Below are 12225 nucleotides of genomic sequence, written 5' to 3' on the forward strand. Positions count from 1 at the left end.
ATAGCAAGCTTCAAGGGGAAGGATTTACTGTAAGCGATCGCACTTCTGGCGAACCTGCCCCATCTGATGCTAACCAAGTAGGCACAATTACAGATACTTTTAATGGTTCTTTGCAATCGGATGGCGTATTTGCAGGCATGGTTACAACTACTTATTACCGCTCTGGCGATCGCATTTGTCAAATTGCGGGGGCGTTTATCCTAGTTCGGCAAACCGCCGCTAGTCCCAATCAAACCAGCAATCTAACCCTAATTGATCGCTCTACCTTTGAAAAAACCTTTCGCACCGCCCCTACTGAGCAAGCTGCTACGTTATTTGAAGAACGACAGACAAAAGCTTACTGCCCAACAACTAGATTTACCGCCGCCGAAAACCCCTACCATAAGAGAAGTTTCTCAAGAGTTATATAATATTATTTCCCAAAAAACCAAAGAAAAACCTGCTCTAAGTTATTGTGTCACCCTCAAAGATCAGTTGGATTTAGTGCTAGTGCTACCGCGTAAAAATGCCACTAAAAACTCCGATCCTTTACCCGTGCGCCGCATCACTTTACGCGCCAATGCGGAGGACATTCAAAAATTAGCCCAAGAATTTCGTACTGAAGTCACAAATCCGCGCAAAACTGGCACTACTAGCTACTTGCCGTCTGCCCAAAAATTGCACCAGTTGCTGATTGCTCCTTTGGAACCAGAATTGCAGGCAAATAAAGTCCAAACTCTAATTATCTCCGCCGACAATCATTTGCGCTTAATTCCCCTTGCCGCTCTCCACGATGGCAAGCAGTTTTTGATTGAAAAGTATAGTATTGCTCTAATACCCAGTTTTGGTATGACCGATACTAGCTACAGCGATTTGCGCCAAACAACTTTGCTGGCAATGGGTATTTCTAAAAGTACCTCTGGGCAAGTACCTTTACCCGCCGTAGCAGTAGAAATCTCGAAAGTAGCTCAAAAACTTTGGTCGCAAGGCACGGAATTTTTAGATGAAGAATTTACACTCAACAAACTTAAATCTTTAACTCAAGCGCAACGCTACGGCCGAATTTTATTCCCAACTAAAAACTGCTCTCACTCGCAGCGAAGCTCTTAGACAAGCCCAGCTTTCTTTGCTGCAAGGTTTAGTGAAGCTAGAAGGCGATCGCATTTTATTATCCAATGGGCAAAGTGTAGCATTACCGCCGAACTTAGGTAGCACTAACCTTAAACTCACCCATCCTTACTTTTGGTCTGCTTATACTTTAGTCGGCAATTGGAATTGACCTTAAGCCGATGATAAGTGTTGAACTTACTTACAACTCAGGTACTGCAACTTTTCTAATCTTACCTGCGTAGCAATCCATAATTACTTGAGGGGAGTTACCAACCCATCGAGCAATTTGGGGAATGCTGACATCGGCTTCTAGTGCCATAGTTACAAAAGTATGACGGGTTTGGTAGGGTTTCCGGTATTCAATGGCTTAAGTAAGTTTGCTTGCCATCAAACAAGTGACGAGGCAACCGCAGCCGCAACCGACCCCGTAACGAATCTAAAACAACACTTCCCTTAGAGCTTTTAAGCTGCTGTATATTTTGATTAACAAACTTAGTTGCTCTACTCTACCCTAAAATTGGATAGTTTTTGATCATCAAACGATCATCAAAAAAACAAAAAGCAGTGAGCAAGAGATTCATTATACAAGTTTAAGGTTTGCTTCTTAAGCCTCAAAAGCTTGCTATATACTGGTTTTTTTTACTAAGCCCATGATGAGAGTTGAACTCATGACCTCTTCATTACCAATGAAGTGCTCTACCACTGAGCTACACGGGCAAATCAAATTTAATGATTTGGCGATCGCAAATCTAGATTTTTTTAAATGGGCCGAGCTGGATTTGAACCAGCGTAGCTTTCGCAACGGATTTACAGTCCGTCTCCATTAACCACTCGGACATCGACCCATGTGATCCACGATTTATAATCATAGCACGTTTTTTTAAATGCTACAAGTATTTTTAAACATAAGCGGCAAACGATCTTGCCGCTCATTATTAAGTCAAAAGTTCGCCCGTTTCTTGCAGCGCGTGCAAGCGGCGGTAAATACCTTGATGGCGCAATAACTGAGCATGAGTACCAACTTCAGCAATTTTACCGCGATCTAAAACAACAATCTTATCTGCCTCCCGCACGGTACTGAGACGGTGAGCAATGATAATTGTAGTGCGCGTACCCAAAATTGAGCGCATAGCTAACTGAATCGAGCGCTCAGACTCGTAATCTAAACTAGATGTCGCTTCATCAAATATTAAAATATCTGGATTAACTAATAAACTCCGCGCAATGCCTAATCTTTGCCTTTGCCCTCCCGACAGCCTTACACCGCGTTCGCCCACAACGGTGTAGTAGCCTTCAGGTAACTGGGCAATAACTTCATCAACTCTAGCAATTCTACAAGCTTCTTGTACCTGCTCAAAACTAGCATTGCGATCGCCATAAGTAAGATTATCGAGCAAAGTACCGTTAAAAACATCTACTTCTTGATGCACAATTGCTAGTCTGCGGCGATAATTGGCAACATCTAAGTTACGAATATCTTGACCATCAATCAATATTTGACCGCTATTTGGCTCAAAATAGCGAAATAGCAGCTTTACTAGCGTAGATTTACCCGAACCCGAACGCCCAACCAAAGCTACTGTTTGATTGGGTTCAATTAATAGATTGATGTTTTGTAAAACAGGTCTTTCCGCATCGTAGCCAAAACTAACATTAGCTAACTCCAACTTGCCAGTAAAGCGATACACCTTATCGGTTGCAGAAGATACAATTAGACTCGCCGCATCAACCCCCGTTGGCTGCTGCATAAATTCATGAAATCGCAGCATTGAAGCATAACGACGGGCGAAAATTTCCGCTAAGTTGTTAATGGGTTCCATCTCTGCATAAGCCATGCTAGAGATAGTTAAAGTAGTTACAAAATGCCCAAGGGAAATTTCACCCTGGAAAGTCGCCGCCAGTGTTAAACCTAGGACTGCAAACACGCAGAACTGAATAATTGTTTTTTGCCAAGTAGATAGCTTGATGTATCCCAAATGAATGCGGTAGTCAACTACTTTAAATTCCCGATCTAATCGCTGGCGTTGGCGTTTGAGTTCCAAAGCTTCTGTAGCAAAGGCTTTAACTGTTTTGATGTTGGTGACAATTTCCGAAGTCCGGCTTTGAGTATTTTCCATATACCTATCTAAATGCCGTTCTTGTTCCATCAATTGCTTCAAGTCTCTTAGACTAATGCTAAGAATAACGATAAATGAAATGAAAAACAATAAAGCAATTCGCCACTCAATCAACAAAATCATGATAAAAATACCCAAGACTCTAAATAGCTTGGGTATTAGTTGTCCGGCAATTTCTGGATAAGTATAAGTATGATTTTCTAAGCCTCTGGCAATTCTTCCGGCGATGCGTCCGGGGTTATTTTCATCGTAAAATTCTAAAGGTAAAGTTAGGATTTTCTCTACAGTTTTCAGCGCTTGATTTTGACGACTTCGCAAAGCAATATCCCAATGAAACCACAAAGTAGTCCAAACTTGTATTGGCGCTCTAACTACTGTAACTAGAAAGATTACGCCTAATAAAAATCCTAAACTTAGTAACTGGTTTTGCGGTAGTTGGGTAATTTGTGATAAAAACGCGATCGCACTTTGGACGGGTTTGTCCAACCTCTGGCGCGACAATACGTTTAAAATCTGCCCAATTGCGTAAGGTACAACTAGATCGACAATTTCAAAGATACTAGCTGCCGTAATACTAAAAATTGCGATCGCATGATACGGCTTATAGTAATTAACAATATCTTTAAACGTCGCCATGGTTTCTAAGCCGACACTTTGAGCGTGGCTGCATTTGTAGTGGATACACTACAAATGTAACATATAATTTTGCTCTTTGCAGCAATGCGACAAGAAGGATTCTAGAAATAAGTACTCAAAATAAGCATCCTACTATGGGGAGACATTGATAGGCGCAAATTCTAAACGGTAGCGGTACAAAGCTACAGGTTGAGAATTTGCCTTAAAGTAATCCGGATCTTGAGGAGACAGATAAACCGCCGTAACTTGATCGGCTTCAATAGTCGAATTATCTAAATACTGATAAGCCGTAGTGCTTTCGACCTCATTAAAGTAAGGTCGCGAACCACCTTTAAATAGCTGCTGAAATACCTCAGTAGTTATAAATTCGTTATTCTGCGAAGATTCCGTAGCGCGTCCAGTCACCAGAGAAATGAGAGTGCGATCGCTCTTTAGCAGCGTAATTTGCTTATTTGGAAACGTTGGATCGACTTTAACAGCCATAACAGAGTTACCCAAATAAGCTCGTGCTAGATTCAAGCCATTAAAAGCTCTATCTGCAACTAATTTTTGCGAAGCGTCCTGGACAAATCGCACCGTAAAGCTTATAGGTACATTTAGACTACGGCGATTGCTTTCAAAACCAGGGGTAACGACATCAGGCGCTAAAGGCGCAGCTACATCGACTAACGTACTCGTTACATTCCAAGTACCCGCCATCCAGGATAAATAAGATCCCCCGAAGGCGGCTGTACTGTAAGCTTTTGCCAACGCGGAAAACTAGCAAGGCGATCGCCTAACTGTCCCGCCTGCGCTACTCCACTCCAAAAAAACACCACCAAAACCAAACACCAAAAGCCTCTCAATTACCTCTACGCCTCGTTATAGTTCGCCTACAGGTTCGGGTTCCCACACATCCCCATACTTCTGTCTAAGAGCCTGCCAAGCCTCTACCTGACCGTTTTCGTACTCCCCAGGCTTGCCCCATTGCAGAAACAGACTGAGTGCCGATTTTCCTTCTTTATCCAATAGCCGAATCGCGTAAGTAGTAAAGTTCCCCCGCTTCGCCTCACCCGTCTCAAACTTCACCTGCACAATTTCGTCCATATTCAAATGAAATTCAAAACCTTCAGTGTGCATATTTGCATACTTACCCTTGGGCAATTCTGCATAAAAAAGCTTCGCAAGCTTCCCGCGAGCTTCTAACACCGCCGCGCTGCTAGTTACAATTAGTCGCAAAGTTGAGAGCCTTTCGCACTGTTCCAAAAATTCTTTTAAAGTAGCACTCATAAATTATTTCTCGTATAGTTCGTAAGCAGCGACGATTTTTTGTACTAAAGGATGACGGACAACATCTTTTTGGGAAAATTCACAAAAGGCAATCCCTTCGACATTTTGTAAGATTTTTAAAGACACTGCTAATCCTGACTGTTGATTTAAAGGTAAATCTGTCTGCGTCATATCTCCCGTCACTACCATCCGCGAACGATAACCTAAACGAGTCAGCACCATTTTCATTTGTGCGGGTGTAGTATTTTGGGCTTCGTCTACAATTACAAAAGCATTATTGAGAGTACGACCGCGCATATAAGCTAAAGGTGCAACCTCAATTACGCCCCGTTCCATCAAACTTGGGACTTTCTCAGGGTCGATGAATTCATTGATCGCATCGTAAAGCGGACGCAGATAGGGGTTAACTTTTTGTTGCAAGTCTCCAGGCAAAAAGCCGAGTTTTTCTCCCGCCTCCACCGCCGGACGAGTTAAAATAATTCGTTCGTACTTGTTGGCAAGAAGTGCTTGCACGGCAACAACTACAGCTAGAAAAGTTTTACCCGTACCCGCAGGACCAGAGCAAAAAATTAAATCGTTATGGTTGAGAGCGCGGATATATTGCCTTTGGCGAAAAGTTTTAGCTCGGATTTCTTCACCCTTGCGGGTTTTTGCGACAATATCGCGCTGCAAGTCTTGTAATTCGTCTTGACGCTCAGTATCCAAAGCTTGCTTAGCTGTCGATATATCTGTTTGGGAGATACTTTTACCTTTAATCCATAAGTATTCTAGACTCCGCACCAATTTCCGACTCAATTCAACTTGCTGCTCGGTTCCTGAAATATACAATTCTTGCCCGTGCAGTACCAGTATTGCTCCGGTTTGCTGGGCGATCGCTTTCAGATTTTCTTCCCGTTCTCCAGATAAGGCGATCGCACTTTCCTTAGTCGGCAGTTGAATCGTCGATGCTTCTGCCATAAATATTTTTATTATAAAGAAGTTTTACTTGCTAATCAGCTTAAGGGCTATTAGCGATTAGCTGCCAAATTTTGAAGAAGGTTCAAGCTAACCGCTAATCTTTTTTGTTTAGCTGTCGCTATCCAAATTTAAGCGGGGGCGCAGCTTAAGTGCAGGTTTGGGGACATTTTCACGCGGAGTCTGCTTGAGGTAATCCTCCCCCTGGCGAGGTTCGCGCTGTGCTTCTCTAGCTCTTGGAGGAGCTTCCCGATCTATTTGCTCTCCGTCAAAAGAATTAGAGCTTTGGCTACCATAAACGTCTAAATACGCCGAATGCCCAGCATAAGTCGCCGCCGCCGCTACTACAGCTTTAATTGCTTGAATATTGCGTCCGCCGCGACCAAAAACTCGCCCCTTGTCTTCTCCTTCAAAGGCGACGCGAATCCAGACTTTGGCAGCAGTTTCTGAAGTTTCGCAATCGATACTCAAAGAGTCGGCGGATTCTAAAAATGGCTCGATGAGGAAGCGCACCAAGCCAGGATAGTCGGGCATTGTTGTTGAAATATTATTGAGCGGTTGTAGCACTGATTTGTTCAAAAACATTAGCTTTGCGTAAGATACTACGCACGGTTTCCGATGGTTGAGCGCCTTGTTGGAGACGACGAATAATTCCCGGAACGTCTAATTTTACTTCATCAGTGCGGGGATTATAAAAGCCTAGTTCTTCTAAAGGACGACCATCTCGGCGATCGCGGCTATTTATTGCTACTATGCGGTAGCTTGCTTCGCGTTTCTTCCCAAAGCGCTTTAATCGCAGTTTGACCATGTTCGGGGGTAATTTTGCTGGATTTATTTAATGAACTTCCTATTTTATCACTACTTTGTCGGATTTATCCGACATCTGTTCTGGACTGCTCTAAAATGTCGCCCTTGGGCAACCTAGAGTCGTTACTGAATATTAATAAAATTTTGTAAAAAGCATTTTACTAATCGCAGAGCGGTATAGATGGTTATTTCGGGTAATTGAGAGTTGCTTGCCAGATTCAAAAAGGTCTAGAGTGAAAGGTGGAAATACAATCGCCCCGGCGACCTTATCCAAATTTTTGTGGATAAAGTTCAATGGCGCGATCGCAACAGATAAAATCAGCGAGAGTACCCCCCATATGCACCTGAGTGACATCACCCATCCAAACCAGTTGCACGGTTTATCCATCCGCCAATTGCAGCAAATTGCTAGTGAAATTAGAGAAAAGCATTTGCAAACTGTAGCAACAAGCGGTGGACATCTCGGTCCGGGTTTGGGTGTGGTAGAACTGACGCTGGCGCTTTACCAGACATTGGATCTAGATTGCGATAAAGTCATTTGGGATGTTGGTCATCAAGCCTATCCACACAAACTAATTACCGGGCGCTACGATCGCTTTGACACGCTCCGACAAAAAGACGGGGTTGCAGGCTACCTCAAGCGCGGTGAAAGCAAATTTGACCATTTTGGGGCAGGACACGCCTCTACAAGCATTTCTGCCGCTCTAGGTATGGCACTAGCGAGAGACGCGAAGGGCGAAAAGTTTAAAACGGTTGCTGTAATTGGCGATGGCGCGCTAACTGGCGGGATGGCATTAGAAGCAATTAACCATGCGGGACACTTGCCCAAAACTAATTTGCTTGTAGTGTTAAATGACAATGAAATGTCAATTTCTCCCAACGTCGGGGCAATTTCTCGTCACCTCAATAAAATGCGCCTCAGCCCTCCGGTGCAGTTTATTTCTGACAATATCAAAGAACAAGTCAAGCAACTGCCTTTTGTTGGCGATTCGCTCTCTCCAGAACTAGGACGACTTAGAGAAGGCATGAAGCGTTTAGCTGTACCCAAAGTAGGCGCAGTTTTTGAAGAACTTGGCTTTACTTACATGGGACCCGTGGACGGTCACAATTTAGAAGAATTAATTGCGACATTCCAGCAAGCACACCAGCATACGGGACCTGTAATTGTTCATGTATCTACAGTCAAAGGTAAAGGATATGCGATCGCCGAGCAAGATCAAGTAGGCTACCATGCTCAGTCGCCGTTTAATCTTACCAGTGGCAAAGCTAACCCGTCTGGCAAACCAAAACCCCCCGGCTACTCAAAAGTATTTGCTCACGCCTTAGTCAAACTAGCGGAAGATAACCCCAAAATTATCGGTATCACTGCGGCGATGGCGACAGGTACGGGCTTAGATAAGTTACAAGCCAAGTTACCCAATCAATACATCGATGTGGGTATTGCCGAACAACACGCCGTCACCTTAGCGGCGGGTTTGGCTTGCGAAGGAATGCGCCCAGTGGTAGCGATCTATTCTACTTTCTTGCAACGCGGCTACGACCAAATTGTTCACGATGTTTGCATTCAAAACTTGCCAGTCTTTTTCTGCTTAGATAGAGCCGGAATTGTCGGCGCGGATGGTCCTACCCATCAAGGAATGTACGATATTGCTTACTTGCGTTGCTTGCCTAATATGGTATTGATGGCTCCTAAAGACGAAGCGGAGCTTCAGAAGATGATTGTTACAGGCATAGAGCATACCGAGGGACCCATTGCTATGCGTTATCCCAGAGGTAACGGCTATGGCGTACCTTTGATGGAAGAAGGCTGGGAAGCATTACCTATAGGAAAGGGCGAACTTCTGCGGCATGGCGATGATGTTTTGCTGGTTGGTTTTGGGTCGATGGTTTACCCCGCAATGCAGGTAGCTGAAATCTTGAGCGAACACGGTATTGAAGCAACGGTAGTAAATGCGAGGTTTGCTAAACCATTGGATACCGAATTGATTCTACCCTTAGCTAAACAAATTGGGCGCGTGGTTACGTTAGAAGAAGGCTGTCTAATTGGCGGTTTTGGTACAGCGGTGGCAGAAGCATTGCTAGATGCGGATGTAGTTGTCCCAGTCAAGCGGTTGGGAGTGCCTGATATATTAGTCGATCATGCCGAGCCAGACGAATCTAAAGCAGCTTTGAGTTTAACAACTCCGCAAATGGCAGAACAGATACTAAATGCTTTTTTCAGCAAGCAGCCATCGGTTGTTTAATTCTTAAAAGTGTAGGGCGAGCATTGCTTGCCCTATAATTAAATATAATTAGCGATTTCGAGCAAATTACCATCAGGATCGCGGATGGAAATAGATTTAGTAACACCTACGGCTCCTGTTCTTTGTACGGTGTTTTCTACCAATTCAATGCCACAAAATTTAATCCAATCTATTACTCAATAGAGCGGAATTTCTGTTATAAAACAAATGTCTGCCGAACCAGGGATAGGATTGAGAGCTTTTGGCTCAAATTCTTTTTCTACTGGATGAAGGTTGATTTTCTGATTGCCAAATTGTCATGCTTTGCGATCGCTACCAAAAGTCACTACTTGCATCCCAAGAACACGCGAGTAAAAATCACAAGTAGTATCAATATTGCGAACAGTAAGCACAGGATGGTCAATTCTATTAACCTGCATGAACGTTCATGTTACTCAGCACATTACAAATAATTTTATAATGACTCAAAATACACAAGTTTATCCGGTTATTTGGTCTGAAGACGCGGTATGGCTCATCGATCAAACTCGCCTTCCTAACGAATACTCCCTAGTAGAAATTCATCGCAGCGATGATATGGCGCAGGCTATTAAAACTATGATTGTCCGAGGTGCGCCAGCAATTGGAGTGGCGGCGGCTTATGGGATGTATTTGGGAGCAAGGAAAATTAACACCCAAGATCGAGATTACTTTTTGACGCGGTTAGAAGAAGTTGCTCAATTATTGCGTTCCACTCGTCCGACGGCGGTAAACTTATTTTGGGCGATCTCCCGAATGCTGAGAACAGCCTACGAAAGCATTGGCTCTGTAGAAGAAATTAAACAAATTCTCCTCAAAACCGCTCAGATAATAAATTCCGAAGACTTGCAAACTTGTAATGCGATCGGCGACTATGGTTTAGAGGCTTTACCCGCTAACCCCGATAAATTAAATTTGCTTACTCATTGCAATGCTGGAGCTTTGGCAACGGCTGGTTACGGTACAGCATTAGGTGTAGTGCGTTCTGCTTGGCGTGAAGGACGTTTGACAAGATTATACGCCGACGAAACCCGCCCTCGTCTCCAAGGAGCAAAGCTCACCGCTTGGGAATGTGTAACTGAAGGTATCCCCGTCACAGTGATAACGGATGGTATGGCAGCGCACTGTATGCAGCGCAAAATGATTGATGCGGTCGTAGTAGGAGCCGATCGCATTGCAGCTAATGGAGATACGGCAAATAAAATCGGTACTTACAGTCTGGCTTTAATTGCTAAAGCTCACAACGTACCTTTTTTTGTGGCTGCACCTTTGTCTACGATTGATTTTCAACTAGCGACCGGAAGCGAAATCCCCATTGAAGAACGCGATCCTGTAGAAATTTATCAAATAGGAGAAACAATTATTACCCCCGAAGGCGCAGACTTTTACAATCCCGCCTTTGATGTTACTCCTGCTGACTTAATTACAGCCATTATTACCGAACACGGAGCCTTTGCTCCCAGTCAGTTACACGCACAGCTACATCAAAAACAAATGGTTTAACGAAGATCAATGAAAATCCGCTCCGAACAGCCATCAGACTATCCAGCGATTTCTGAAACCATTCTGCAAGCATTTGAGCAGGATAATGAAGTTCGTCTAGTGCAGGAAATTCGTAAGAGCGATCGCTATATTCCCAATCTTTCCCTAGTCGCCGAAGTTGATGGCTTTATTATCGGTTACATTTTATTTAGCTATATAGACTTAGTAAATGAAGTGACTTACAAAGTTCTTGGTTTAGCTCCTCTAGCAGTGCGATCGCAGTTTCAAAAACAAGGTATCGGTAGCGCTTTAGTACGAGAAGGTTTGGCAAGAGCAGATGCAATGGGAGAATTTATAGCGATCATTTTGGGACACCCTCAGTTTTATACCCGCTTTGGCTTTAAACCATCGGTTTGCTACGGTATCGAGTCTCCCTTTCCAGTACCAGAGGAGTTTTTTATGGTTAAGACACTAAATAGCTATTACGATACTCAGAAAGGCAAAGTTATTTATCCACCAGCTTTTCTGGGAGTTTAAGGATATAACGAATTACCCGTAGTTGGATCGAATACAAATAATTGGTCTAGGTCCAATTCTAAAGATATGCGATCGCCCGGTTGCGATCGCATATCTTTACCCACTTGGACATTTATTTGCACCCCTGCTATCTCAGAACGAATTAATGTCTCTCTCCCCAAAGGTTCTACTACCTTTACCTCTACAATTAATCCATCTTCAGCCGATTGTTTGATATTAATACTTTCAGGACGAATCCCCAAATCAAATCCTTGTCCCTCAACAGGGTGTAATGTTGCTCTAATACTCGTTGGACAAGCTAAAAATTGACTGCCAACTTTAAAACTATTATTTGTATAAATTGCTGGAATAATGTTCATAGGTGGATTGCCTAAAAAAGTCGCCACCATTCGGTTTGCAGGTTTTGCATAAATACTTTGTGGTGCGCCAATTTGCTGAATTTTGCCGTTATTTAGTACCACAATGCGATCTCCTAATGTCATCGCCTCGGTTTGATCGTGGGTAACATAAATAGTTGTAATCCCTAGCTGTTGATGCAACTGCTTCAGTTCTACCCGCGTATCGTCTCTTAACTGAGCATCTAAATTAGATAAAGGTTCATCTAATAAAAATACCTGGGGTTGACGTGCGATCGCTCTCCCTAATGCTACTCTTTGTTGTTGTCCGCCAGAAAGTTGTTTTGGCTTACGTTCTAGCAAGTGTTCTAAAGAAAGACTTTTTGCTACTACCTTCACGCGCTCGCGAATCGTTTTAGGATCGGCTTTTCGCATCTGCAAACCAAAGCCAATATTTTCGGCTACCGTCATGTGCGGATACAAAGCGTAGTTTTGAAAAACCATTGCTACATCCCGCGCTCTTGCCGGAATATTATTAACTAAAGTATCGCCAATATATAGATTTCCCTCGGTAGCAGATTCTAATCCCGCGATCGTCCTTAATACTGTAGACTTACCGCAACCCGATGGTCCAACTAATACCCAAAATTGCCCGTCGGGAACTGTAAACGTAATGTCTTCAATTGCCGTAACGTTGTTAAATCTGCGCTTAATCCCTTCCAGTCGCACGTTTGCCAT

General features: G+C 43.5%; 13 protein-coding genes, 2 tRNA genes and 3 pseudogenes. 7 read left to right on the forward strand and 11 right to left on the reverse strand.

Annotated features, from left to right (window positions below; translation table 11 throughout):
- Positions 1–10: 10 nt before the first annotated feature.
- Positions 11–139 (reverse strand): hypothetical protein, encoded by a 129-nt coding sequence (locus AC2VE5_RS01520; RefSeq protein WP_486886019.1) that lies wholly within the window; start codon positions 137–139, stop codon positions 11–13.
- Between AC2VE5_RS01520 and AC2VE5_RS01525 the strand changes: the two genes are divergently transcribed.
- The 4 genes and pseudogenes from AC2VE5_RS01525 to AC2VE5_RS01540 all read left to right on the forward strand — a co-directional run bounded on the left by AC2VE5_RS01525 (position 138) and on the right by AC2VE5_RS01540 (position 1546).
- The gene (locus AC2VE5_RS01525) at positions 138–410 is read left to right on the forward strand and encodes a hypothetical protein (protein ID WP_486886020.1); all 273 of its coding nucleotides are present in this window, start codon (positions 138–140) and stop codon (positions 408–410) included. The genes AC2VE5_RS01520 and AC2VE5_RS01525 overlap by 2 nt on opposite strands.
- Positions 316–1089 (forward strand): CHAT domain-containing protein, encoded by a 774-nt coding sequence (locus AC2VE5_RS01530; protein ID WP_486886021.1) that lies wholly within the window; start codon positions 316–318, stop codon positions 1087–1089. Before AC2VE5_RS01525 ends, AC2VE5_RS01530 begins: the two co-directional genes overlap by 95 nt.
- Positions 1090–1093: 4 nt before the next feature.
- Positions 1094–1258: pseudogene (locus AC2VE5_RS01535) on the forward strand (CHAT domain-containing protein); the annotation flags it as partial.
- A 162-nt stretch (positions 1259–1420) separates the two neighbouring features.
- Complete coding sequence (locus AC2VE5_RS01540) at positions 1421–1546, forward strand: hypothetical protein (protein ID WP_486886022.1); 126 nt, start codon at positions 1421–1423, stop codon at positions 1544–1546.
- Between the two features lie 188 nt (positions 1547–1734).
- Here AC2VE5_RS01540 and AC2VE5_RS01545 read toward each other — a convergent pair.
- From AC2VE5_RS01545 to rpsP, 8 genes and pseudogenes are all read right to left on the reverse strand, one after another.
- A tRNA-Thr gene (locus AC2VE5_RS01545) sits at positions 1735–1806 on the reverse strand.
- Positions 1807–1853: 47 nt separating this feature from the next.
- Positions 1854–1934 (reverse strand) — tRNA-Tyr (locus AC2VE5_RS01550).
- A 90-nt stretch (positions 1935–2024) separates the two neighbouring features.
- Positions 2025–3842 carry an ABC transporter ATP-binding protein gene (locus AC2VE5_RS01555; protein ID WP_486886023.1) on the reverse strand — a complete coding sequence of 606 codons (1818 nt, stop codon included), beginning with the start codon at positions 3840–3842 and terminating at the stop codon, positions 2025–2027.
- 132 nt (positions 3843–3974) lie between these two features.
- A pseudogene (locus tag AC2VE5_RS01560) lies at positions 3975–4687 on the reverse strand (DUF6816 family protein).
- Positions 4688–4703: 16 nt separating this feature from the next.
- On the reverse strand, positions 4704–5111 hold the full coding sequence (locus AC2VE5_RS01565; protein WP_486886024.1) for a ChuX/HutX family heme-like substrate-binding protein: 408 nt from the start codon (positions 5109–5111) through the stop codon (positions 4704–4706).
- Between the two features lie 3 nt (positions 5112–5114).
- A complete protein-coding gene (locus tag AC2VE5_RS01570; protein ID WP_486886025.1) occupies positions 5115–6068 on the reverse strand; it encodes a PhoH family protein in 954 nt (317 codons plus the stop codon).
- Positions 6069–6176: 108 nt separating this feature from the next.
- The gene (locus tag AC2VE5_RS01575) at positions 6177–6599 is read right to left on the reverse strand and encodes a KH domain-containing protein (RefSeq protein WP_486886026.1); all 423 of its coding nucleotides are present in this window, start codon (positions 6597–6599) and stop codon (positions 6177–6179) included.
- A gap of 13 nt (positions 6600–6612) precedes the next feature.
- Entirely contained in the window at positions 6613–6873 is a 261-nt protein-coding gene (gene rpsP / locus AC2VE5_RS01580; protein ID WP_486886027.1) for a 30S ribosomal protein S16, read from the reverse strand.
- A 337-nt stretch (positions 6874–7210) separates the two neighbouring features.
- Here rpsP and dxs point away from each other — a divergent pair, with 337 nt between their 5' ends.
- On the forward strand, positions 7211–9115 hold the full coding sequence (dxs, locus tag AC2VE5_RS01585) for a 1-deoxy-D-xylulose-5-phosphate synthase (protein WP_486886066.1): 1905 nt from the start codon (positions 7211–7213) through the stop codon (positions 9113–9115).
- 38 nt (positions 9116–9153) lie between these two features.
- On the opposite strand, the pseudogene AC2VE5_RS01590 reads toward dxs, so the two are convergent.
- A pseudogene (locus AC2VE5_RS01590) lies at positions 9154–9534 on the reverse strand (VOC family protein).
- Between the two features lie 40 nt (positions 9535–9574).
- Between AC2VE5_RS01590 and mtnA the strand changes: the two are divergent.
- Together mtnA and AC2VE5_RS01600 are read left to right on the forward strand one after the other, a co-directional pair.
- Positions 9575–10636, forward strand: coding sequence for an S-methyl-5-thioribose-1-phosphate isomerase (gene mtnA, locus AC2VE5_RS01595; protein ID WP_486886028.1), 1062 nt, complete (start codon positions 9575–9577; stop codon positions 10634–10636).
- Between the two features lie 9 nt (positions 10637–10645).
- Positions 10646–11152, forward strand: coding sequence for a GNAT family N-acetyltransferase (locus AC2VE5_RS01600; protein ID WP_486886029.1), 507 nt, complete (start codon positions 10646–10648; stop codon positions 11150–11152).
- Here the strand turns inward: AC2VE5_RS01600 and AC2VE5_RS01605 are convergent.
- A complete protein-coding gene (locus AC2VE5_RS01605; protein WP_486886030.1) occupies positions 11149–12225 on the reverse strand; it encodes an ABC transporter ATP-binding protein in 1077 nt (358 codons plus the stop codon). The two genes, AC2VE5_RS01600 and AC2VE5_RS01605, sit on opposite strands and share 4 nt — an antisense overlap.

The organism is Aliterella sp. E5.1, from assembly GCF_057473825.1.

What these genes read in the sequence shown, in the direction of transcription:
- mtnA (WP_486886028.1), top strand. Translation starts at nt 9,575, where the DNA reads ATGACTCAAAATACACAAGTTTATCCGGTTATTTGGTCTGAAGACGCG.
- AC2VE5_RS01570 (WP_486886025.1), bottom strand. Translation starts at nt 6,068, where the DNA reads ATGGCAGAAGCATCGACGATTCAACTGCCGACTAAGGAAAGTGCGATC.
- AC2VE5_RS01600 (WP_486886029.1), top strand. Translation starts at nt 10,646, where the DNA reads ATGAAAATCCGCTCCGAACAGCCATCAGACTATCCAGCGATTTCTGAA.
- AC2VE5_RS01520 (WP_486886019.1), bottom strand. Translation starts at nt 139, where the DNA reads ATGCCTGCAAATACGCCATCCGATTGCAAAGAACCATTAAAAGTATCT.
- AC2VE5_RS01605 (WP_486886030.1), bottom strand. Translation starts at nt 12,225, where the DNA reads ATGGCAAACGTGCGACTGGAAGGGATTAAGCGCAGATTTAACAACGTT.
- rpsP (WP_486886027.1), bottom strand. Translation starts at nt 6,873, where the DNA reads ATGGTCAAACTGCGATTAAAGCGCTTTGGGAAGAAACGCGAAGCAAGC.
- AC2VE5_RS01565 (WP_486886024.1), bottom strand. Translation starts at nt 5,111, where the DNA reads ATGAGTGCTACTTTAAAAGAATTTTTGGAACAGTGCGAAAGGCTCTCA.
- AC2VE5_RS01540 (WP_486886022.1), top strand. Translation starts at nt 1,421, where the DNA reads ATGACGGGTTTGGTAGGGTTTCCGGTATTCAATGGCTTAAGTAAGTTT.
- AC2VE5_RS01555 (WP_486886023.1), bottom strand. Translation starts at nt 3,842, where the DNA reads ATGGCGACGTTTAAAGATATTGTTAATTACTATAAGCCGTATCATGCG.
- AC2VE5_RS01575 (WP_486886026.1), bottom strand. Translation starts at nt 6,599, where the DNA reads ATGCCCGACTATCCTGGCTTGGTGCGCTTCCTCATCGAGCCATTTTTA.
- AC2VE5_RS01525 (WP_486886020.1), top strand. Translation starts at nt 138, where the DNA reads ATGGTTACAACTACTTATTACCGCTCTGGCGATCGCATTTGTCAAATT.
- dxs (WP_486886066.1), top strand. Translation starts at nt 7,211, where the DNA reads ATGCACCTGAGTGACATCACCCATCCAAACCAGTTGCACGGTTTATCC.